Here is a 22,340-nt window from a genome sequence, read left to right as displayed (position 1 = left end):
AGTGAGATTTCATTTCCTCAAAGCTTTATGTAGTTTGAGTCTTGGTGTATTTCACCCTGATTCAGGCTCTCAATATTTAGATGCGTTTGCCCTGGCCTACTCTCACTCCTGCGGGGATAAAAGAGTAGCCATGCTTGCTTAACTGCCACTCTCCCACTTGGATTGCACCCCTAAGCACGAAAATCTCCAAATCAGAAGTAAAAAAGCCAGACGGTGCTTCAAATTGCCGTGGTATTACAACTCTTGAAGTTGATGCACCACTGTCATGCCAAGTAAGTAATCGACGGCTTCCAGCTACTACATTCTCTGGCAGTCCACTAACTCCCCACCCTTGCTTTTCTAGTACAGTATTCGTGTCAAAGAATTGGTACTGACGAGGTAGGTATTCTTTAGCGATCGCGGTGCGCCTTCCTGATAGGTTCATGCGCCCTCTACCGTCTCCACCCCAATCCTCTTTTACAGATGCTATATGCAAAAAGTCGTCAGCCTCTTGTTCGCGTGCAGAATTTTCTTTATTTTCCATGTTGTTTATAACTCACACAGGCAATCTTAAAATCGTATGGGGAACTAACACAGTAAAGCATCTTTACAACAATGTAAATTAATTTTTAATGCTGATATAATAAGCTCATATTTTTTATTAATAGATTTTTTTGACAACTTACTCTTTACCATTTTAAACAAGTGTATTATCTAGAAAATCCATTACTATCTGCGATATTTCTTCAGGCAATTGGTTCATCATACAGATTGTCCCCCCTTCAATTTCAACCACCTTGCTATGAGGAATTTTTTTAGAAACAAAATATCTATTTTCTACCTTGGCTAAACCAAGTTTGTCAAAGGTTTTCATATCCTCAGTTCCCCATAGAATCAAGGTAGGAGACTTGATTAATTGAAATCTTTTTGGCGCGTTCAGACAGTAGTTTTGTACAGCCCAAATAGCGTATAAAGGATAGCCAAAGCTTTTGAAATCGTCTAAAACCCAACGTTGATTTAATTCTGGAGAACCTACATATTGGGCGCGGGCTGACCATCTTTCCATGAGGTGGGAGCCATCTGCTTTTATTTTGAAACCGTCAAAAAATCTCTTTAAGAGGGCTTCTTTCCCTTCCTCATCGAAGCCAAAAGCATTACATAATATAAGTTTATCTACTTTTTCAGGATATGCTGCTGCCACTTCTCCTGCCACAAATGCACCAGTATGGTTTCCCAAGATGCTTGTCCTTGAAATACCTAATTCTTCCAAGAGGGCAATGACAGTTTTAGCATAATCTTCGGTGGAGTACATTCTTGGAGGTTTATCAGAATCACCTAATCCCAAAAAGTCCATCGCAATCACACGCCTTCTCTGAGCTAAAATAGGCATTAACTCAAGAAATTCATCACTGCTTCTAGGATTTTGATGCAATAATAATAAAGGCTCTCCTTCGCCACCGATACGATAAAGAATCTGTCCATCTTCAGTGTCTAAAAAAGCCCGCTTGATTCCTTTGTTCATAGTACCCTGATAAACTTAAAATTTATATCAGCCTTTGTTGAACTTCTTCAGCAAATTACCTTTTCTGTGCTACAGTTTGTAACCATTCAATCAGAGGTCTTAAGGTTCCTGGCAATGCTGATTCGCTGACAGTCACCGTATGTTGTTTACCGTTATCTTCTACTGTTAATTTATATTGAAAGCGATCGCTCTCTTGATTTAGCGAAGTAATTAGTTCCGGTAGCCTAAATAAATCAGCAACTTCCACCAGTCGGACAAGTGTGCTGGCTTCATTTGGCGGGAGAGTGTCTGTATCAACGGTTGTTTTCTTGCTGATCCCAGCAAAACCGCCTGTGCGTTCAAATGATACTCGCATTTTTGGCTCTCCGTTGTGTTATTTAGTTGGGATAAATACAAATAGTTGGGATAAATACAAAGACTGGGAGATGATAGTTATCACATCCCAGTTTAACTCAATACTCCTGTAGAGACGCGATTAATCGCGTCTCTAAACAACTCCTACCTTTTGCCAAGCATTCTGCACAGCTTTTTGTTCATTACTGCCATTACCGTAGAGTTCGCCAGCAATTTGAATGGTGACACTGGCAGCTTTTTTAAAATCCGCTTTGGCATTCAAGCGATCGCGTAAAGCTATATACCAGATTTTACCAACTGTTTCCCAAGCATAGCCACCAATCTCAACAGCCGCTAGATAAAAGGCATAGTTAGGGATTCCTGAGTTGATATGCACCCCGCCGTTATCATCAGTACCAGTATATTTATCCTTTATATGACATGGTTGGGGATCTTTACCCAATATTGGATCATTGTATGCTGTTCCTGGTGCTTTCATGGAGCGGAGGGCAACACCTTTGATAGTCGGTACCAAAAGACCTTGACCGATCAGCCAGTCTGCTTCTTGTGCAGTCTGATTTTTGGTCTTTTGTTTCACTAAGGAACCGAAGACATCAGAAAACGACTCATTCAGTGCCCCAGGTTCGCCATAATATTGTAAAGCCGCTTGATACTGGGTTATACCATGAGTTAGTTCATGCCCAATGACATCAATTGACTTTGTGAAGCGTTGAAACAGTTCGGCATCGCCATCACCATAAACCATTTGGTCGCCGTTCCAAAAGGCATTGTCATATTTAACGCCATAATGCACGGTGGAGTCTAAACGCAGCCCTTTGTCATCAACGGAATTGCGATCGAATATCTCATGAAACAAGTCATAAGTAGCACCAGCCGCATCGTAGGCTTCATTCACTGCTGGATCACTGCTAGGTGGCCCACCCTCACTACGCACCAGCGTACCAGGGAGTTGCTGGCCATTTTTGGCATCGTAGATCGTGCGGCGCTTTTCACCGGGAGAAGGCGCAAAAGAGATATTACCTACAATGTTTCTTCGTCCCAGGAATTGCGCCGAAATATTTAATGTATGAAAAGCCCAAGTACGCTGCTGGGGATTGCCATTCACCACGACATTTTTAAGTATATGGGGTGGGATAATACAACAAATAGGGCATCTAGAGTCTAGCGATCGCTCATGCTTGAACCCAGATGATTTCTTTTTATTTCGAGCCATCCAAGATATTCTCCTTTTGAAACTAAATGATGGCAAATAAAGGATCAAAAAAACGAATCCAAACCGCGTGTCCGTGGTTTGTTTTCTGAAAAAAATTTTCTACTCTGTATTTTCGGATAAATCTGTGGAGGATTGGTAATACCCTCACGGGGTACTTCTGATGTGGAAATATTGCCTAAAAACACAAAGCAAGCTTAATTACCGTAAATTTCAGCCAAAACCCTTGCGTGAGTTAGCAATACCTCCTTTACAGACCTAATGCGTTTACATATTAGTTCTTATCAAAAGAAATAATGTTATTTATTACTGTTTTGTTACTATCAGGCTGCTAATCCGATAAATACCCATTGGAGACGGGCGAATATCCAAAATCTAAAATTTTCATAGCCAGCCACCAAACACCGCCAGACCATAATATTTCCAAGGTACTGCAATTGTTTTAAATCTAGCTTTGCTCAACATTTGTAAATGAGTATCTAAACAAGCTAGCTGGTCTTGACTAGAGTAACCTTGGGTGGTGCTGGTACCACGTTTAGCGCTAATTTCCGTCAAATTAATTCCCTGTTGAACTAACCATTCCTCTCGTGCCGCCTTGTAAACTTCTGCCAAGACTGGTGATTCTGGTAAAGTAGGATCTGCATTCCAAAAACAGCCGTATTGAGTGAGGCTAGTAGCAATTCGCTCAAATAACTTTAATTTGATCTCATCTTGAAGATGGTGAATTGCTAAGGATGAGACACAAGCATCAAATTCGCTACCAATATTGAACTTCTCTGGATTATTTGCCCAGTCGCCAAAATCTGCTTCTATACCAGTCCAGCGTTGTTGATATCCAGCTGCTGTGATTTTATCTTGGGCAAATTGCACCATTCGAGGTGAGTAATCTAGAGCAATGACTTGGGCATCTGGACACCGATTGAGTATCTTGAGACTAAGTTCGCCTGTACCACAGCCTAATTCTAAAATCCGCCGACTTGTGGAAGGTAGACAACGGGCAATTGCCTCCAGCATCTCATCGTATCGCGGTAACACTTGACGAATACCATTGTCAAAATCAGCAGTATTGGCGAATACCTCACCAGGAAATACATTTTGCATGGGGATTGGAAGTAATAGACACACTAATCAATATTAATCATCCATTATGACCGAAGTATATGGAGAAGCTGTCAATCAGGCTTTACGCACATTGATTACCCGCATTTCTCACAAAACGGTAGGCTGTAGGGGCGGGTTCACGAGATATTCGTGAATGATTGAAGCATATTTGTGAACCCGCCCCTACAGCCTCTGGATTTGGGTTTCATAAATTTGGTGAGAAATCCGGGTTTACCGAAAAATTGTGTTTAGAGCTACGTGCTTCACGCAATGCTTTTAATTCATTAGTGTACTAAGATGCTGCTATACTAATTGTAGTGGAAAGCTAATCAACCACTTAAAAAACCTAGCCGTCGAAAGACAAAGCGCTGAACCTTGATAATTGAACGGCAGTTGCTCTACTTGGGGAAACCCCAAGACCGCACTGCCTCATCTATGCGGTTCTACTGCATTATTCTAGTTTCCTCCTAGCAGTAGGTAAAATATTTATAGGAGCTAGACTTGTGTTGAGCGAAGTCGAAACACGACTCAGAATTTTGAAACAAATAGTTTCAAACTAAACAGGACTTGCACGGCAGTTGCTTCAAGTCGGCATAGCCGCCCAACGCACTGCCTCATTAATGCAACTAGGGTAGGGCATACCCGAAGTAACGCTTGAGGAGAGCCTCACCTCTGGCTCGGATGACGCAAGGACTCCAAGTTAAGTGATCTCATTGATTCAAGAATCCTCGTGCCAATAGGCGCGAGGAGTGTCAAGCACATTGATTAGTCTGTTCCCGAAAAATAACGAATCGATTACACCTCAATTTGTTGAATAATCTGCATTGTTTCCACACTCACGGTGCAGACTCTTTGTAGTAAATCTATTACCTGTTCTTTGTAATCTGCAAAGCGATATGTATTGAATTTTTCCGCAATTGTCGGATCTTTAGGTTTCTTTTCTTTGTATTGATCTAATATCCATTCTAAAGCACAACGGTTGCCAAGACGATATTCCCAAGCAATTTTGGGAAAACCTTCTAAAGTTGTGACATCATCTAAAATAATGGTTCCATTGGCTGCATCGGCTTTGAGTTTTGCCTTTGGTATCCTATTTGTAGCGAAAGGTAAATCAATTCGTTTTAAAGGATAGGGTTGGACAGTTTCATAATTGATGTGCAAATCCATCAACTGTTTACCCCAGTTAACCCATTTGTGAAAGTCATCATAGAAGGGTATGCGCGGAAATTCTCGTTTCAGATTAATTTCGTATTTGGTGCGATAGGCAGGATTGTGCAAGACGGCGTAGGTGTAGTTAAAAATATCTAATTTGGTAATTGTTGAATCACCGTAGTGAGTTTGAAATTGTGCTAATCCCCAATCGGTGATGTTGTCGATGCGGTTCCCGTCTTTGTCGTAGCGGTACAGTGATAATCTTACGCAAAGCATTTAAAACAGCCGGTAAATCTTCCTTAAAAATTTCAATCGCCTCACGAAAATCCTTAACTTCCGGGCGAACATAATTTATAAAATATGTAATTATTCCATCCAGCGCGTCAGCATCTTTCATCGGGACGCGCATAGTTTCTTGTCCACCCTGAATTAAAACTGCTGTTTGCGAGTCTTCAAACAGAATGTTGCTATCGGGGTAGCCTTTGATGAGTTTCTTCTCAATTTCTTGGTCTAAATTATCATATTCATCTTTGCTTTCCCAGTAACCCCAATCCAAACGCAAAGCATCTTTAACAGTGCCATCTGGATAAACAAGTTTGCCGCTAGGTGTTTTATAATCTAGTTCGGGAATAAGCCTAAATTCTCTAGGTTTGCAATATTCATTAACTAAGTTTTGAAATGCAACCCGAATCGAAGTTTCTTTACGTGAACCGCCATATTGAATAATTCTTTCTACTTCTGTGTGATATTGACTAACCAGAAGTTTGGACATACTTTATCAAAATTTTATACTTTTAAAGTATGTCCAAGCTAGCCTTAATTAGTAGTAACTAACAGGCGTAATCTACTGAACTAAAATATGAAGATTGAATAAAGTTTAAAGTTAAATATTCCGTAAAAAGACGTGAATTTCCAAATAACATTACGTCTTAACAAAGGTGATAACAGACAGCGCCTAGTAAGGATGTAAAATATACTGTCGTTGATTTTAAATTATCAAATAAAATACACTTATCTAAGCAATAACACGGTGCATTTATTCCCTCCTCTCTTCCTCTGTGCCGCGCCAGTTGCTACAACGGGGGGAACCCCCGCAAAGCACTGGCTTCTCTGCGCCTCTGCGGTTCGACTCCTAAATTGGTGCGTTACCCTGCGTTAACGCACCTTGCAGGCTCATCTACTCGTCAATTTGACCAACGCGGCGGATATTCAAAATGTCACTCATTTTCTTAATTTGGACGAACACTTGCTCTAATTGAGAGCGATCGCGTATATCTATTCCTAAGTCCATTAATGCAGGTTGACCAATAGAGGTTTTCACCTGGGCATGGCGGACATTGATCCCTTGGTCACTCAACCGTGACAAAATATCCTTTAGCACCCCTACGCGGTCAAGGGCTTCGATTTGAACATCCACTGGGTAGGTGTGCGGACGACCACTATTTTCGGCACCTGGGTTCCATCTAACTGGTACTAAGCGCTCATACTCCACACACTCAAGATTATTGCAGCCTTGGCGATGAATCGAAATCCCCCTACCTCGCGTCACTACACCAATAATCGGTTCGCCAGGAATCGGGGTACAACACCCAGCTAAATAATACACCAACCCTTCCACCCCAAAAATTGGCGAATCAGTTGAGCGCGAAGTAGTTTGAGGTGCATCTCGTAAAGCTTTTGATGTACTTGGTTCTTTGGGGATAAATGGCGACACAGTAGAAGGTGGTTGTTGTCCCTTCGCTACTTCTCGCCAACGATTTAACACTAGGTTCAAGGTAACTTCACCGTAACCTAAACCAGCGAGTAAATCGTCAACACTGTGGTAGTTGCACTTTTCGGCAACAATTTGCATCGCATCCGACTTCAGTAAATTATCAAAACCAGTTTTACCAAGTTCTTTTTCTAACAACTCCCGTCCACGGGCGACATTTTCTTCCCGGCGCGATCGCTTGTACCATTGTTTTATTCGATATTTTGCCGCCGAAGTCCTAACAAAGTTCAACCAATCTAAACTCGGATGGCAGTTCTTTTGGGTGAGAACCTCTACAATATCGCCATTTTGCAGCCGCGTTGACAGTGGTACCATTCGCCCATTCACCCGCGCCCCTGAACAGTGGTTCCCCACTTCGGTATGAATGCGATAAGCAAAATCTATAGTTGTAGCACCAGGACTTAAAGGAACAACATCCCCCTTAGGGGTGAAGACATAGACATCATCTTCAAATAAATTGTCTTTTACACTGTCAAGATATTCTTGTGCATCCTTAAGATCAGTTTGCCATTCCAGCAGCTGCCGCAGCCAAGTAAACTTGTCATCCGTCCCTGTCAAATGGCTAATACTAGAACCACCTGTTTCTTTGTACTTCCAATGGGCGGCAATCCCATACTCGGCGATGTGATGCATTTCGATTGTCCGAATTTGCACCTCTAAAGGACGGCCAGTTAAGCCAATTACCCCAGTGTGCAACGACTGGTAACGGTTAGGCTTGGGCAGTCCAATGTAGTCCTTAAATCTCCCAGGAATTGGGCGAAAAGCATCATGAACCACCGCCAACGCCCGATAGCAATCCTGATTGGTTTGAACAATAATCCGCAGCGCTGCCAAATCGTAAATTTCATGAAATTCCTTTTGCTGCCGATGCATTTTTTGATAAATGCTATAAAGGTGCTTGGGACGGCCACTGATATCTTGAAAGTGGATGCCGGTTTGCTGCAAACGTTCTCGCAAAATGTCTGTAGCTTTGGCTAATTTCTCTTCTCGCGCTGTCCGTTTTTCAGAAACGTACTCCTGCATTTGGCGAAAGGCTTCCGGTTCCAAATACTTAAAAGCCAAATCTTCCAGTTCCCATTTAATCCGCCAAATCCCCAAGCGATTAGCTAAGGGCGCGAAAATATCTCGCGTTTCTTGGGCACTGCGGCGGCGGCTGGCCTCTGACATATATTGTAAAGTTCGCATATTATGCAAACGATCTGCCAATTTCACCACAATGACTCGAATATCTTGCGCCATTGCCAAAAACATCCGCCGGAAATTTTCGGCTTGGCTTTCGGTTTTGCTGGTGAAATTAATTTTAGAAAGCTTGGTGACACCTTCCACCAATTGCCGCACTTCTGGGCCAAAGCGTTCTTCTATTTCTTGACTTGTAACTTCTGTATCTTCAACTACATCATGGAGAAATCCAGCTGCTATCATAGCAGCACTGCCTCCCAAGTCACGCAGCAAGTCGGCTACAGCGATGGGATGAGCAATGTATGCTTCTCCCGATTTGCGGTATTGACCTTGATGGAGTTGGTAAGCAAATTCAAATGCTCGACCAATTAAGACTGTATCGCTATGTCTTCGGTCATCTTCAGCTACACCGCTACTTGTGGATGCCTCCTTCAAACATTTTTTTAACCATTCGGGAATGGCAAGATCAACTGATGAATTTATTGCTAGACTGCTCATACAATTGGGTTTGGATAGGATCGGTAGATAAGTGAAAGATAAATAAAACTGACAGCATCACCCTGAAAAGATGCTATCGCCCAGAGAAGGGTAGAAAAAGCAGTGTGAGGATGATTATCCAATTACCGATAGTGCAACGTTAGCGATGCAGGAGCGTCTGGTAATCATCCGGTTTGAAGCTTCAAGGATCATAAAGAAAGAGAATGCATTGATAGCAAACTAAGCCTCAAACTAGAATTTGAGGCTTTTAATGGTGATAAGTCTAAAAGAGAAGTTTATTGTAGAAGAAAAATTACTTGACATTAATCTTGACATTAATACTATCTTAACTAGCACTGGATGTCTTTAAACCCTGAGAAATATGTGGCATTCGTAACCTTATTAGAGCAATTACGCTCCGATGCCACTACTACCCAAATCGTTGCGCTCGAACTGCGGCAGAGTGTAGCCTCGTTGCAGCAATTTTTTGGGCAAGAGATTGTGCCTTTGGCTGATGAAAACTGGCGAGTGCAGTCTTATCAAACGGAGATGAGCAAGCAATTGCGCCTGTTGGCAATAGATGTGATGTTTTTGCAAGGAGCGCGGCAAGCATCTACTGCACAAACGAGACTTCAGACGATTTGCGATCGCTTGACAACCCTCATTCAATACTGTGATGCTATTCTGCAACCAGAAGCGGAAGGAGAAAAATAACAATTGTCCACCTTTTTCTCTAATTCCTCCATCATCTCATTTATGAACTATAATGGAAAGTTATTTTGATAACAAGTTGGAATTGGGGACTGGGGACTAGGGATTGGGGACTAGGGATTGGGGATTGGGGCGTGTTTTCAAACCTTTCTTGAAGCACTGAGTCTTTGGAGATCCCCCCAACCCCCCTTAAAAAGGGGGCTTTTAGAGTTTCTTTTCCCCCCTTTTTAAGGGGGGTTAGGGGGGATCTTCGAGTTTGAAAACAGTCCCTAGGGATTGGGGACTGGGGAGTTAGAAGTTTTTAAGAATTCTTCCCTCATTCCCCATTCCCTTTCAACCAGCACTAATACCTTTGAGGAGAAGATTCATTGTGCGACGCATATACGCTTCTACTGGCTCGGTGATGGGTTTAAAAATAAGTGCGTAGTACAGTGACCCACTTAAAAGGTCGATAATTAGCTCAATGTCGGCATCCTGGTGAATTTCACTTCTAGACTTGGCACGCTTAAGTACTTTAGACAAGGCTTCACGTCGAAGTTTGGTATATTTTGTCCAGTAAACCTCGGCAAACTGAGGATTGCTAGACGCTGTACTAATTATCAGGGCGAGTGTCTGACGACCAAGGGGACTATCTATTTTTTTGGCGGCATTATTGATCAAGATATCCATGTCTCCCCAAAAGCTACCTGTGTCGGGGATCGGTAATTCTTCCCTCAAACTTTCTATTGCATCTGCAACTAGTTCTTCTTTGGATGTGTAACGCCGATAGATCGTGGTTTTACCAACTCCAGCACGGGAAGCGATCGCTTCTATACTCATGCTTTCATATCCTACCTCTGCAAGCAAATCCAAAGTCGCTTGCAGAATAGCTTGATCGGCCTGGATGCTGCGTGGCCGTCCAGAGGGTGCGTTAATTTGCTTACTCATAAAAATATCATCCCCAAGCAATATCTTCTTGGCCATTTGCTTCTAAGTTTGGGCATAGAACATACCACATGGGGAATAAATCAGTGCCGAACTCATTTCCCATGCACTAAAACAGCAGCAATGACTATCCATCTTTAGCATAGGTATTTCTGCTACTTTTTGTTGAAAACTCTCTTGACCGTTTTTATATGATACGCTACCGTAGCGTATATATACAATACTTAATTTTAGCTTTGGACAACCAAGGCATTGCTTGACATCTCCCAAATATTACTTGTGCTAAATAATGGCTACCAACATTAAACCTTCTAGTATTGACCAATTCGGTTATGTCCAAGGCCCATTGAAGTGGGCGATCGCTTTTACGGCTTCTCTTGGTGCAATCTTAGAAGTAATTGATACTAGTATTGTTAACGTAGCTCTCACTGATATTCAGGCTAGTTTGGGTGCGACTATCAGTGAAGTGGGTTGGGTAGTTAGCGGATATGCGATCGCTAACGTCGTCTTAATTCCCTTATCTGCATGGTTGGGAGATTACTTTGGGCGTAAAACCTACTTTATCTTCTCGCTGGTTGGTTTTACGATTTCCTCTATTTTATGTGGGCTATCCTTCAATCTGCCGATGTTGATCGTAGCTCGAATTCTCCAAGGTTTATGCGGTGGCGGTTTGCTAGCGAAAGCCCAGGCGATTTTGTTCGAGACTTTTCCCCCAGCTGAACAAGGTTTGGCTCAAGCAGTTTTTGGTGTGGGTGTGATAGCTGGGCCAGCAATTGGCCCAACCTTAGGAGGATTCTTAGTAGATGGTTTAGGCTGGCGCTGGATTTTCTTTGTCAACATTCCCTTTGGGATCATTGCAGTCGCCATGTCTTTGGCGTTTTTGCCAAAGAATAAGGAAAAGAGTGAGACAAAGAATCAAGCTGTTGATTGGTGGGGAATTGGGTTTTTAATTGTGGCTGTGGGTAGCATACAAACTGTATTAGAAGAAGGGGAAACAGACGACTGGTTTTCCTCCAGTTTCATTGTCACTCTGACTATTCTCGGTATTATGGGCTTGGGGTTGTTTATTTGGCGAGAACTGAAAACAGATCACCCAGCTGTAGATTTAAGAGTTTTGCGTCACCGTTCTTTAGCTGCGGGAAGCGTTCTCTCAGCAGTGGTGGGTATGGGGCTTTATGGCGCACTTTTTGCTGTACCGATATTTGCTCAAAGCGTACTGCAATTTACGGCAACACAAACAGGACTATTATTAGCACCTGGGGCTTTAGCGTCTGCCATCGGGATGGTTTTATTAGGCAAGCTAACTAGTATAGTTGATGCCCGATTTTTAATTGCGATCGGTGCTGTCGGCTCATCTGGAGTCATGTTTCAATTAGCAGCAATTACCCCACAAAGCGGGACAGACGATTTATTTTGGCCATTGGTATGGCGCGGAGCTTTTACTGTATTTATGTTTCTCCCTTTGAGTTTGGCAGTTTTAGGGCCGCTACCCAAAAAAGATATTTCTGCCGGTTCTGGTTTCTACAACCTGACTCGACAACTAGGTGGCAGTATCGGTATTGCCCTACTTACAACTCTGCTTGACCGCAGACAGACTTTTCATCGAGATATCCTGTTAGCAAAACTTAGTCCTTATGACCCAGAAACCAATCAGCGTCTCGACTTGCTCAATGGGGCACTTCAAGGCCAAGGCATGGATGCGGCAACAGCGCAACAACAAGCACTCGCTTTATTAAGTCAAACAGTAGACACTCAGGCTGCTGTTTTGTCTTACGCAGATTGCTTTCGAGTCGTAGGCATAGGGTTTCTTTGTTCATTACCCCTGTTATTATTCCTGGGCAAAGGCGGTGCCGGAGTGAAAGCGCCAGTCGGTCACTAATTAAAGTAAGCAAGTTCGTAGTAAGGACTTTAGTCCTTATTTTCTAAGCACTTCAGTGCTTACTACAAACTCTTCATTACTAGGGTAAGGTTTATAGCGATCGCATCCCTATTTGAATTTCTCTGATGGCAAGCCCTACGTAAAAACACGTCTTAAAAATTATTCTCTGTCGAAAGTTACAGAAGAGGCTTAATATGCACTGATATATGTGCATCAGAAAAGTAAAAGCCCCGCTCAGTTTTAAGCAGGGCTATGTGAAGTTTTATTGCTGAAATTAGAAATATTGATCTTAGAAAAAGTTCATGATTGTAATAATCCCAACGCTGGTTAAGATCATCAAAGCGCCCATAATCATAGATTGTCCTAAAGCATTGGGCAGTTTGGAATCGTTCATTTAAGTAAAATCCTTTTTATTAATAGTTCCTTAACCATATCAAAATCAGTATATATATCTATAAAAGCACTGTAAAACTTAAAATGCCGTAAATTTTCTTAATAAACACTGTAATTTATACGTATGTATTAGTTTTGACTAAAGATTAAATATTAAAAATAGAACAATGCCCAATGCCCATAACATAATGTAGTAATTTCCGAACAAAATGATTACCTTATATCCGAGCGGAATACGCGCCTTTATCGAGTAAGATCAGTATTAATCAAGGTAAAAATATTTGAATAGAAGATTATCATGACAGTATCCACGGCATCTAGAAACCAAGCGATCGCTTTTGACTTAGAGCAACTAAATGAACAATTTGAAACTGCCACTCCTAAAGACATCCTGGCATGGTCTATAGAGAATATCCCAACGGAACTGGTGCAAACAAGCGCCTTTAACGTGGATGACATGATAATTACCCATATTCTTTACAGTGAACTGAAGCATCCCGTTCCTGTAATATTTCTCGACACCTTGCACCACTTTGCCGAAAGCCTAGAATTAGTAGCCAAAGCCAAAGAAATCTACAATCTGGATTTGCAAACCTTCAAAACTCCAGACGTAGACACCCGTGAAGCCTTTGAAGCGAAATATGGCGATAAACTCTGGGACAAGGATATTGCCCAATTCCATCACATTACAAAAATTGAACCACTGCTACGGGGTCTAGACGAACTCAACAGCGTCGCTTGGATTACCGGACGCCGCCGTGACCAAGCAGTAACCCGTGCAAATATGCCCATATTTGAATTAGATGGTAAAGGTCGGCTGAAAGTAAATCCTATAGCTGCCTGGACACGCCAAGACAGTTGGGTATACGTGGCTGAACATGGAGTCATTTACAACCCTCTACACGACAAAGGTTATCCCAGTATCGGCGACGAACCTATCACCACTAAAGTAGGCCAAGGCGAAGACGAACGCGCCGGACGCTGGCGGGGAAGTGATAAAACAGAATGTGGAATTCATATTTAGTTATTGCTCATTAGTCATTTGTCATTAGTATTAGACAAAGGACAAAGGGCAAATATGATTAAAATCCTCCATCTCTCCGACATCCACATGGGAAGTGGCTTCTCCCACGGACGAATTAATCCCGCGACTGGATTAAATACACGGTTGGAGGATTTTGTCAATACTCTCTCTATATGTATTGACCGAGCGATCGCAGATACTGTAGATATGGTGATATTTGGTGGTGATGCTTTCCCGGATGCTACACCACCGCCTTATGTACAGCAAGCTTTTGCCAGCCAATTTCGCCGTTTGATGGATGCTAATATTCCAACAGTGCTGTTGGTGGGGAACCATGACCAACATTCCCAAGGACAGGGAGGAGCGAGTTTAAATATTTACCGCACCTTGGGAGTACCAGGATTTGTTGTGGGTGATACATTAACTACGCACTGCATTCAAACCCGCAACGGCAAAGTCCAAGTAATTACCCTCCCTTGGCTGACTCGTTCGACTCTGATGACTCGCCAAGAGACTGAAGGTTCGTCTTTGGCGGAAGTCAACCAACTATTAACGGAACGTCTGCGAGTTGTTATAGAAGGGGAAATTCGTCGTCTTGACCCCGATGTGCCTACTATTCTTCTGGCTCACTTGATGGCTGACAATGCTACTTTGGGGGCAGAACGCTTTTTGGCAGTAGGTAAAGGCTTTACTCTACCCCTATCTTTGCTGACACGACCTTGTTTTGATTATGTAGCATTGGGACACGTCCACCGCCACCAAAATCTGAATAAATCTAACAATCCGCCGGTAATTTATCCAGGGAGTATTGAACGGGTAGATTTTAGTGAAGAAAAAGAAGACAAAGGCTATGTGATGCTGGAATTGGAACGGGGAAGTGCTGAATGGGAATTTTGTCCTTTAACAGTTCGGACTTTCCGCACCATTGAGGTGGATATATCGAAAGCAGATGATCCGCAAGGGGTGTTAATGAAGGCGATCGCAAAGTATGATATTGAAGATGCTGTAGTGCGGCTAATTTATAAACTCCGCTCTGAACAGATGGATTTAATTGACAGTTCCTCTCTACATACTGCTTTAAATCTCGCTCATACCTACACCATTCAAGCAGAATTAGTAAGTCAATTAGCCAGGCCTCGCATTCCTGAATTGAGCGCGAGTAGCAGCATCGACCCAATGGAAGCGTTGAAAACTTACTTAAACAATCGTGAAGACCTCAAAGATATAGCAACATCAATGATGGATGCAGCCCAGAAGTTGCTAACAAATGATGTGGAAGTTTGGCTAGAAGCAGCAACTAATGAATAGGATAAAATAATTCATAATTAACACTTAAACCACGTCTATTTTGAAACCTGTAGTTCTTTGGTGATGAAAAGGATTTGCCCTCATCCCCCAACCCCTTATCCCAAATTTGGGATAAGGTGAGGGAATTTCAAAGTCCCTCTCCCAAGCTTGGGAGAGGGATTTAGGGTGAGGGCGAAAACTACAGTTTTCAACTTAGATATAGCGGTTCTCGTTTACGTGAGGTACACCCGTAGGGGCACGGCACTGCCGTGCCCTTACACCTTGCGATATAATCTTGTACCGCATCTGAATGGGAACCGCTATAAGGTTTATTATGGAATAACGAACCGCAGAGGCGCGGAGGGCACGGAGAAATCAGAGTTTTAGAGGTATTTTCTGTAAGCCCTATTTTCCACTCTCCAAAATCTATGACGCAAACAATCCAAGCAAAAGTCATCGACTTACGCGATTTAATTGATAACTTTGGCATTTAGTTAGTTTTGAATGACTCATTATTTCAAGAATGACAAGAAGATTTACCAGAAATTAATGATTTAGACAAACAACTTTAGATAAAGTTAAAACGGATTATTTAAATCTTCTGAATTACCCGCCTTTACTAGAAGATGTAGTTAGAATGGCAGTTCTAGACCCATTACTTTTTATTTATTGGGGATTTTTATTTAGCTCCGTTTTATGTAAAATCAGAAGAATCTATAGATATTGCTGTACCAGATGAAGATGTAATTATCAAAGGCAGAATAGATACCTTAGTTTTAAAAGAGCAATTTTGGGTGATGATTATTGAGTCTAAGAGGTTGTTTTAAAAGTCCTCTTCTTGGTAGTAAAATGTTCTAGATTCCCCTAAGTCCCCCTTAAAAAGGGGGACTTTGATTCTTCCCCCTTTTTTAAGGGGGGTTAAGGGGGATCGATAAGTTCCTAAAATCACAACCAATTACTTTTCAAACACCCTCTAAAAGAGCTTCCTTTTCAGTGGAACAAGGACTCGCTCAAATTCTTGCTTATCTGTTGGGAAATCGGGATAACGATAAACCTAGTTTTGGTATGATTACCACGGGAAGCGAGTTTATTTTCGTAAAATTAGTGAAAGAAAATTCACCGGGTTATGCTTTATCAAAGGGTTTTTTGATGCGAAACCCTGGAAATGAATTGTACAACGTGGTACGTATATTGAAGCGCGTGACTCAGTTGGTGAGTACTTAAATCTTATCGCCTGATTATCTATTATATCAATAGAGTCAATATCTGACAACCAGTTGCTACATCAGTATGAGCGCGATCGCTAAATATGATATTCAAGATGCTGTAGTGCGGCTACTCTAATTTAAAAACAGCTTGACTGGCTCAAAAAGTCGAGCCTATAAGATTTTTTGTATTAATCATCACATACTTATAGTAAAAATTATGCATTGATAGGATCGGATTTTTTCGCTTTCCAGCAGAAAAAACCCGTTTTTTGAAATGCCTTGGAAAATCAGATTTCTTTGCCACTTTTAATCATAAATTGCTCAATTAGTAAAAAAAATTTAACCCAGATGATAAATATTATTCTATGTACCCTATAATTATTTTATTACGGTATCCGTCTAGAAATACCGTAGATTTAGGGGTGAATTCTGATGAGCGAGTCGCAACAACCGACACAATTAAGTCAATTCCTGAGTGAAGGGATACAGGCTTATATTATGAAAGCCTTACAGAGTATACAACTCTGGTATAAACACACAATTAAAATTGGCTTGAATGGACGCACTCTACAAAGCTTTGTGAGTCTGTTTCTAATAGGTATTTTTTTCAGTATAACAGTTGCCTCCTGTTCTGAAAGCAGTTCAGCTAGCAAAAATGATGTCAAATTAAAACTCGTTTCTTTCTCCGTCACCAAAGCAGCTCATGACCAGATAATTCCCAAATTTGTGGCAAAGTGGAAGCAAGAACATAACCAAAACGTCACATTTGAGCAAAGTTATGGTGGTTCTGTAGCTCAAGCAACTGGTGTAATTGACGGTTCGCAAGAAGCAGATATAGTACATTTAGCGCTTCCCTTAGATGTCAGTAAAATTCAGCAAGCGGGTTTAATTAAATCAGGTTGGGAAATCAAAGCACCGAGAAGTGGTATTGTTAGTAGATCGGTTGCTGCGATCGTCACTCGTGAAGGCAACCCCAAAGGCATCCAGACTTGGGCAGACTTAGCAAAAGATGGCGTGAAAGTAATTGCAGCTAACCCAAAAACTTCTGGTATTGCTATCTGGGAATTCTTGGCTTTCTGGGGTTCGGTAAGTCTAACAGGCGGTGATGAGGCTACAGCGCTAGATTATGTCACTAAAGTTTATAAAAATACCCCTACTTTAACGAAAGATGCGCGTGAGGCTAGCGATTTATTCTTCCAAAAAGGTGAAGGAGACGTCTTAATCAACTACGAAAATGAGGTGATTTTGGCGGGTAAAAATGGGACAAAGTTGCCTTATATTGTACCACAAGTTAATATTTCCATTGATAATCCTGTGGCGGTAGTTGATAAAAACGTTGATAAACACGGTACAAGAGAAGTTGCACAAGCGTTTGTTGATTTTCTTTACTCAACAGAAGCTCAACGGGAATTTGCCAAATTACAATATCGTCCTGTTAATCCCACTGTTACCGAAGAAGTAGCTTCCCAACATCCGCCAATTAAAACTTTATTTACATCTCAAGATTTAGGTGGTTGGGATATTATTCAGAAAAAGTTTTTTGGAGATGGAGCAATTTTTGACAAAGTGCAAGCTGCAAACAAAGCATGATATTTATTTTTCATGCAGCATTCTCTACTTGCAGATAGCCAAGTATAAGCAATTTCCTGTAACTTTATCTCAATTGATAATTTATGAGCTTTCGTAGCAGATTCAAGAATAGCTTCTTACTGACATTTTTAATGATTATTGCCAGCAGTATCACTGCTTGTGGCAGTAATGACGAAAAGAAAAGTCAGGTGAGCATTGATGGTGCAGCTGTAGGTTTTCCCATTTCTTTAGCAGTTGCAGAAGAATACGGTAAAGTCAAACCTGAAGCTAAAGTAAGCGTTGCCTCAAGTGGTACTGGCGGTGGTTTCAGTAAATTTTGTAATGGCGATATTGATATAGCTGGTGCTTCTCGCACCATTAGAGATGAAGAAATCAAAAAATGTCAAAGTAAGAATATTAAATTTGTAGAGTTACCTGTAGCTTTAGATGGCATCGCTGTTATTGCCAACCGTAAAAATAACTTTGCGAAATGTCTAACTATTAAGGAACTGGGTAAAATTTGGGGCGGCAAATCAGACGGCAAAATATTGGCATGGAATCAAGTTAATCCCAAGTTTCCTAACGAAAAGCTGAAGCTGTATGCTCCATCTTCTGATACGGGAACATTCGATTATATGACTCAAGCTGTAACTGGTAAAGCCAAGAATGGCCGTACAGACTACACTGCTACTCAAAATCAAAACCTTCTCGTACAAGGAGTTTCAGGTGATGTATCAGCCTTGGGTTATGTCGGGATATCTTACTACATTCAAAATCAAGACAAACTGAATCTAGTTGCTGTAGAAAGTCTTACCGGAAAGTGTGAAAAACCAGTTCCGGTGGATAATGTAATTAAAAATATCTATACACCTTTATCCCGTCCTCTCTTCATCTATGTCAGTAAAAAATCCTTAGATACTAAGCCAGCAGTCAAAGAATTTGTAGATTTTTATCTAGAAAATTCTTGGAAGTGGGTAGATAGTGTTGGTTATGTAGCATTACCTGATGAAGCTTACGTCAAAGTTAAACAAAAATTTGCGACTGGTGAAACTGGGACAAAGTTTAAAAAAGCAAAACCAGGTGAACCAATCACAAACTTTATTTAATTTAAGTCTCAGGTATTGTAGTTTAGTTTTAGTGAGTTAATTGTTTATGCAAAATACCAATTTTCAAGACGCTCCTTATCTACAATCTAGAGAATCACTGGAGAAAAATGCATCGGAAGATATTTCCGAAAAGATTATTGCGGTGATTTTATTTGCTTGTGCTTTAGTCTCGGTTTTGACTACCTTTGGTATTGTCGTAATTATTTTTCAGGAGACATTCAGTTTTTTCCAAGAAGTCTCCTTTGCCCAATTCTTTCTTGATACTAAATGGACACCTCTATTTGCCAATAAACATTTTGGCGTTTGGCCATTGATTAATGGCACTTTCTTGACTACAGCTATTGCTATGGCAGTTGCTATTCCTTTAGGTTTATCTTCTGCGATTTATTTAAGTGAGTATGCTCAACCCAAAGTAGCAGCAGTTTTACGTCCGGCAGTTGAACTTTTGGCGGGAGTACCTACAGTAGTGTATGGTTACTTTGCCCTGTTGTTCCTAACACCATTGCTGCGGAATGTTATCCCTCTGGAAATATTCAACGCTTTAAGTGCGGGGTTAATGATGGGGGTAATGATTACTCCTACTGTTGGTTCTATCAGCTTAGATGCTATTCGAGCAGTTCCACGCTCATTGCGAGAAGGAGCTTATGCTTTAGGTATTACTAAACTAGAAACCATTTTTAAAGTAGTTCTACCAGCCGCGCTTTCTGGAATCATAGCCTCGATTATTTTGGGTATTTCTCGAGCTGTGGGTGAAACAATGACTGTCCTCATCGCCGCCGGACAGCAACCAAGAATAACTATTAACTTTGCGGAATCAGTAGAAACAATGACAGCCTACATGGCACAAATTTCTGGTGGAGATAGTCCGCGTGGTAGTCTCAATTTTAAGACATTATATGCTGTAGGCGCTGTTCTATTTCTACTTACCCTTGTTTTGAATATTGTTAGTTTCTGGATTGCTAATCGCTTTAAAGAAAAATACGACTAAATAGATATGGCTACAAGTTATCAACAAGATGATTCTCTAGATTCTGCGGCAGAATTTACCGATAATGTTGAAAGTAGGGAGACATTAGGGAAAGTATTTGAAGTCCTTTTTTTGTTAGGATTGCTGATTGGTTTATTTATCCTAGCGTTGCTACTTTTTGATATTTTTAAAGACGGATTAGGCAGATTTTTGTCACCCGGCTTTCTCACGGAAACTCCTTCTCGTTTTCCTGACCAAGGTGGTATCCGCCCTGCAATTATCAGCAGCATTCTTTTAGGGCTGGTTGTGATTTTAGTTACTGTCCCCATTGGTGTCGGAGCAGCTTTATATCTAGAAGAGTATGCACCTAAAGCTTGGTGGACAGCGATTATTGAGATTAATATCAGTAATCTGGCGGGTGTACCTTCTATCGTTTATGGATTGCTGGGTTTAGGGGTTTTCAATTATTTGCTTGGCTTTGGCCCCGCTTTGATTTCTGGTGCATTGACTTTATCTTTGTTGTCTTTACCAGTAATTATTGTGACAGCTAGAGAAGCAATTCGCGCTGTCCCAGATTCCCTGAGAAATGCTTCTTACGGATTAGGTGTCACAAAATGGCGAACTATCAGCAGTCATGTAATACCTTATGCTGTTCCCGGTATTTTGACGGGGGTGATTATCTCTGTATCCCGCGCTATTGGTGATGCAGCATCTCTAATTGTTGTCGGTGCTGTGGGTTTTCTCACCTTTAACCCTGGTTTGTTTCAGAGGTTTATGGCATTACCCATTCAAATTTACAGTTACATCACTCGTCCTGAACCGGGTTTTGCTAGTGCAGCAGCTGCCACAATTATTGCGTTGTTACTCTTGATTTTAGTTTTAAACGGTGTAGCAATTTATATTCGGCAACGCTTCTCAATAAATTAGGTAATTAAATATCTAATTGGATATATTCACAGATATTAGGAGTTCAACCAAATGACTTATAGCAATAGTAGAAGTCAATCAGATAGTGCGACGATAGAGCAAAATAATAGTGTCTTCAATGTTGAAGGTGTGAAGGTCTATTACGGTGGATTCCTGGCACTTTTAGATGTCTATATAAAGATTCCTGATAAACAAATTATTGCTTTTATTGGCCCTTCAGGATGTGGTAAAAGTACTTTACTCCGTTGCTTCAACCGGATGAATGATTTAATCCCTGGTGCTAAGGTTGAAGGTAGACTTAATTACCGCGATCGCAATATTTACGATCCTAAGATAAATTCTGTAAAATTACGCCGCCAAATCGGAATGGTTTTTCAAAGACCGAATCCTTTCCCCAAGTCAATATACGAAAATATTTCCTTTGGGCCGCGTGCTAACGGTTACAAAGGTAATATTGATGAATTGGTGGAAGATTCGCTCAGACGCGCTGCTATCTGGGATGAAGTGAAGGACAAACTCAAAGAGAAGGGTACTGCATTATCTGGGGGACAACAGCAACGGCTTTGTATTGCTCGTGCGATCGCCATGAAGCCAGATGTATTATTAATGGATGAGCCATGTTCTGCTCTCGACCCAATTTCTAGCCGCCAAGTAGAAGAACTCTGCTTACAACTCAAGGAGCAATACACCATTATTATGGTGACACACAATATGCAGCAAGCTTCTAGAGTGGCTGATTTCACCGCTTTCTTCAATACAGAAATTGACGAACATGGTAAACGTCGTGGAAAATTAGTTGAGTTTAATCCTACAGTCCAAATGTTCAGTTCTCCTCAAACTAAAGAAGCTGAGGATTATATCAGTGGACGGTTTGGCTAAAGAGGCATCACAGTAGAAGGGGAAGGGGAAAGGTAAAAGTAAAGTTCAGTTGTGAACTACTTACTATTATTCTTTTGCCCTTTAACCTTTCCCTCCCGTACAAGCTGAGACTAGGTAATATATTACATCTAACTACGAATTCAAGGCATACAGTGGAAATTCAAGAATTAAAAGCATTGATTAAAGAAACTATGCGTGAAGTTCTGCAAGAAGAAAGACTTTGCCTCTGTCAAATTCTGATTCCTTACATAAGTGATGATGAGCAACGCGAACTTGAAGCCAAGTTTGGTGTACCCTCAGATAATGCTGAGGATGAAGTAATTGATATGACCGATTGGGTAAGGTATGGCAATAAAATTTCGTAAAAAAGCGATTAAATTTTTAGAAAAAGCAAATCCCGAAGATGTCGAAAATATTCGGGAGCAAATATAGCAGTTATCGTTTACGTGAGGTATACCCGTAGGGGCACGGCATTGCCGTGCCCTTACACCTCGTGATGTAACGTTGTACTGCATCTGAATGGGAACCGCTATAAGGCAAATTGTTATTGCTGTCGAAGACCAAGGCATTATCCCGTTTACAGAACTAGATATCAGAAAGATGAAAGGTGATTGAGAGGGATTTTACAGACTACGTATAGGTAAAAACAGAATTATTTTTACAGTGGATATTGATTCTAAAGACATCGAAATTTATGCCATTGGTGCCAGAGGAGATGTTT

General features: G+C 41.2%; 19 protein-coding genes and 1 pseudogene. 11 read left to right on the top strand and 9 right to left on the bottom strand.

All coding sequences use genetic code 11. The features are described from left to right. Positions 1–85: 85 nt before the first annotated feature. The 8 genes and pseudogenes from V7K50_RS01775 to V7K50_RS01740 form a co-directional block, all read right to left on the bottom strand. Positions 86–523, bottom strand: a pseudogene (locus tag V7K50_RS01775) (DUF4437 domain-containing protein); the annotation flags it as partial. Between the two features lie 153 nt (positions 524–676). After that, a complete protein-coding gene (locus V7K50_RS01770; RefSeq protein ID WP_334956681.1) occupies positions 677–1,501 on the bottom strand; it encodes an alpha/beta fold hydrolase in 825 nt (274 codons plus the stop codon). Positions 1,502–1,556: 55 nt separating this feature from the next. Beyond that, positions 1,557–1,856 carry a protealysin inhibitor emfourin gene (locus V7K50_RS01765; RefSeq protein WP_334956680.1) on the bottom strand — a complete coding sequence of 100 codons (300 nt, stop codon included), beginning with the start codon at positions 1,854–1,856 and terminating at the stop codon, positions 1,557–1,559. Positions 1,857–1,988: 132 nt separating this feature from the next. Beyond that, a complete protein-coding gene (locus V7K50_RS01760) occupies positions 1,989–3,068 on the bottom strand; it encodes a M4 family metallopeptidase (protein WP_334956679.1) in 1,080 nt (359 codons plus the stop codon). Positions 3,069–3,449: 381 nt separating this feature from the next. After that, the gene (locus V7K50_RS01755; RefSeq protein ID WP_334956677.1) at positions 3,450–4,166 is read right to left on the bottom strand and encodes a class I SAM-dependent methyltransferase; all 717 of its coding nucleotides are present in this window, start codon (positions 4,164–4,166) and stop codon (positions 3,450–3,452) included. A gap of 795 nt (positions 4,167–4,961) precedes the next feature. Further along, a complete protein-coding gene (locus V7K50_RS01750) occupies positions 4,962–5,594 on the bottom strand; it encodes a type ISP restriction/modification enzyme (protein ID WP_334956675.1) in 633 nt (210 codons plus the stop codon). After that, a complete protein-coding gene (locus V7K50_RS01745) occupies positions 5,491–6,090 on the bottom strand; it encodes a hypothetical protein (protein ID WP_334956673.1) in 600 nt (199 codons plus the stop codon). The genes V7K50_RS01750 and V7K50_RS01745 overlap by 104 nt, the downstream gene beginning before the upstream one ends. Before the next feature lie 405 nt (positions 6,091–6,495). Then, positions 6,496–8,766 carry a RelA/SpoT family protein gene (locus tag V7K50_RS01740; RefSeq protein WP_334956671.1) on the bottom strand — a complete coding sequence of 757 codons (2,271 nt, stop codon included), beginning with the start codon at positions 8,764–8,766 and terminating at the stop codon, positions 6,496–6,498. Between the two features lie 339 nt (positions 8,767–9,105). Between V7K50_RS01740 and patD the strand changes: the two genes are divergently transcribed. Continuing rightward, a complete protein-coding gene (gene patD, locus V7K50_RS01735; protein WP_334956669.1) occupies positions 9,106–9,459 on the top strand; it encodes a heterocyst frequency control protein PatD in 354 nt (117 codons plus the stop codon). Positions 9,460–9,789: 330 nt separating this feature from the next. Here the strand turns inward: patD and V7K50_RS01730 are convergent, their stop codons facing one another. Then, positions 9,790–10,383, bottom strand: coding sequence for a TetR/AcrR family transcriptional regulator (locus tag V7K50_RS01730; protein ID WP_334956667.1), 594 nt, complete (start codon positions 10,381–10,383; stop codon positions 9,790–9,792). Positions 10,384–10,669: 286 nt separating this feature from the next. Between V7K50_RS01730 and V7K50_RS01725 the strand changes: the two genes are divergently transcribed. The 10 genes from V7K50_RS01725 (at position 10,670) to V7K50_RS01680 (ending at position 21,984) form a co-directional block, all read left to right on the top strand. Continuing rightward, positions 10,670–12,259 (top strand): DHA2 family efflux MFS transporter permease subunit, encoded by a 1,590-nt coding sequence (locus V7K50_RS01725; RefSeq protein WP_334956665.1) that lies wholly within the window; start codon positions 10,670–10,672, stop codon positions 12,257–12,259. Positions 12,260–12,950: 691 nt separating this feature from the next. Beyond that, complete coding sequence (gene cysH / locus V7K50_RS01720) at positions 12,951–13,676, top strand: phosphoadenosine phosphosulfate reductase (protein ID WP_334956663.1); 726 nt, start codon at positions 12,951–12,953, stop codon at positions 13,674–13,676. A gap of 54 nt (positions 13,677–13,730) precedes the next feature. Then, complete coding sequence (locus V7K50_RS01715; protein WP_334956661.1) at positions 13,731–14,984, top strand: exonuclease SbcCD subunit D; 1,254 nt, start codon at positions 13,731–13,733, stop codon at positions 14,982–14,984. 972 nt (positions 14,985–15,956) lie between these two features. Beyond that, positions 15,957–16,187, top strand: a complete 231-nt coding sequence (locus tag V7K50_RS01710) for a hypothetical protein (RefSeq protein ID WP_334956659.1) — start codon at positions 15,957–15,959, stop codon at positions 16,185–16,187. A gap of 416 nt (positions 16,188–16,603) precedes the next feature. Then, complete coding sequence (locus V7K50_RS01705) at positions 16,604–17,761, top strand: sulfate ABC transporter substrate-binding protein (protein WP_334956657.1); 1,158 nt, start codon at positions 16,604–16,606, stop codon at positions 17,759–17,761. 83 nt (positions 17,762–17,844) lie between these two features. Then, positions 17,845–18,846, top strand: a complete 1,002-nt coding sequence (locus V7K50_RS01700) for a PstS family phosphate ABC transporter substrate-binding protein (protein ID WP_334956655.1) — start codon at positions 17,845–17,847, stop codon at positions 18,844–18,846. Positions 18,847–18,892: 46 nt separating this feature from the next. Next, positions 18,893–19,834, top strand: a complete 942-nt coding sequence (gene pstC, locus V7K50_RS01695; RefSeq protein ID WP_334956653.1) for a phosphate ABC transporter permease subunit PstC — start codon at positions 18,893–18,895, stop codon at positions 19,832–19,834. A gap of 6 nt (positions 19,835–19,840) precedes the next feature. After that, positions 19,841–20,740 (top strand): phosphate ABC transporter permease PstA, encoded by a 900-nt coding sequence (pstA, locus tag V7K50_RS01690; RefSeq protein ID WP_334956651.1) that lies wholly within the window; start codon positions 19,841–19,843, stop codon positions 20,738–20,740. A 51-nt stretch (positions 20,741–20,791) separates the two neighbouring features. Further along, positions 20,792–21,619: a phosphate ABC transporter ATP-binding protein PstB gene (gene pstB / locus V7K50_RS01685; protein WP_334956649.1), complete on the top strand. Its 828-nt coding sequence runs from the start codon at positions 20,792–20,794 to the stop codon at positions 21,617–21,619. Positions 21,620–21,771: 152 nt separating this feature from the next. Then, on the top strand, positions 21,772–21,984 hold the full coding sequence (locus tag V7K50_RS01680) for a hypothetical protein (protein WP_334956647.1): 213 nt from the start codon (positions 21,772–21,774) through the stop codon (positions 21,982–21,984). Positions 21,985–22,340: the final 356 nt, after the last annotated feature.

Origin of the sequence: Nostoc sp., from assembly GCF_036917135.1 — a bacterium.
Taxonomy (GTDB): Bacteria; Cyanobacteriota; Cyanobacteriia; order Cyanobacteriales; family Nostocaceae; genus Nostoc.
This window is presented reverse-complemented; position numbering and strand designations above follow the sequence as displayed.

Coding starts and splice junctions, on each gene's coding strand:
- V7K50_RS01770 (WP_334956681.1), bottom strand. CDS start 1,501: ATGAACAAAGGAATCAAGCGGGCTTTTTTAGACACTGAAGATGGACAG.
- V7K50_RS01765 (WP_334956680.1), bottom strand. CDS start 1,856: ATGCGAGTATCATTTGAACGCACAGGCGGTTTTGCTGGGATCAGCAAG.
- V7K50_RS01760 (WP_334956679.1), bottom strand. CDS start 3,068: ATGGCTCGAAATAAAAAGAAATCATCTGGGTTCAAGCATGAGCGATCG.
- V7K50_RS01755 (WP_334956677.1), bottom strand. CDS start 4,166: ATGCAAAATGTATTTCCTGGTGAGGTATTCGCCAATACTGCTGATTTT.
- V7K50_RS01750 (WP_334956675.1), bottom strand. CDS start 5,594: ATGCTTTGCGTAAGATTATCACTGTACCGCTACGACAAAGACGGGAAC.
- V7K50_RS01745 (WP_334956673.1), bottom strand. CDS start 6,090: ATGTCCAAACTTCTGGTTAGTCAATATCACACAGAAGTAGAAAGAATT.
- V7K50_RS01740 (WP_334956671.1), bottom strand. CDS start 8,766: ATGAGCAGTCTAGCAATAAATTCATCAGTTGATCTTGCCATTCCCGAA.
- patD (WP_334956669.1), top strand. CDS start 9,106: ATGTCTTTAAACCCTGAGAAATATGTGGCATTCGTAACCTTATTAGAG.
- V7K50_RS01730 (WP_334956667.1), bottom strand. CDS start 10,383: ATGAGTAAGCAAATTAACGCACCCTCTGGACGGCCACGCAGCATCCAG.
- V7K50_RS01725 (WP_334956665.1), top strand. CDS start 10,670: ATGGCTACCAACATTAAACCTTCTAGTATTGACCAATTCGGTTATGTC.
- cysH (WP_334956663.1), top strand. CDS start 12,951: ATGACAGTATCCACGGCATCTAGAAACCAAGCGATCGCTTTTGACTTA.
- V7K50_RS01715 (WP_334956661.1), top strand. CDS start 13,731: ATGATTAAAATCCTCCATCTCTCCGACATCCACATGGGAAGTGGCTTC.
- V7K50_RS01705 (WP_334956657.1), top strand. CDS start 16,604: ATGAGCGAGTCGCAACAACCGACACAATTAAGTCAATTCCTGAGTGAA.
- V7K50_RS01700 (WP_334956655.1), top strand. CDS start 17,845: ATGAGCTTTCGTAGCAGATTCAAGAATAGCTTCTTACTGACATTTTTA.
- pstC (WP_334956653.1), top strand. CDS start 18,893: ATGCAAAATACCAATTTTCAAGACGCTCCTTATCTACAATCTAGAGAA.
- pstA (WP_334956651.1), top strand. CDS start 19,841: ATGGCTACAAGTTATCAACAAGATGATTCTCTAGATTCTGCGGCAGAA.
- pstB (WP_334956649.1), top strand. CDS start 20,792: ATGACTTATAGCAATAGTAGAAGTCAATCAGATAGTGCGACGATAGAG.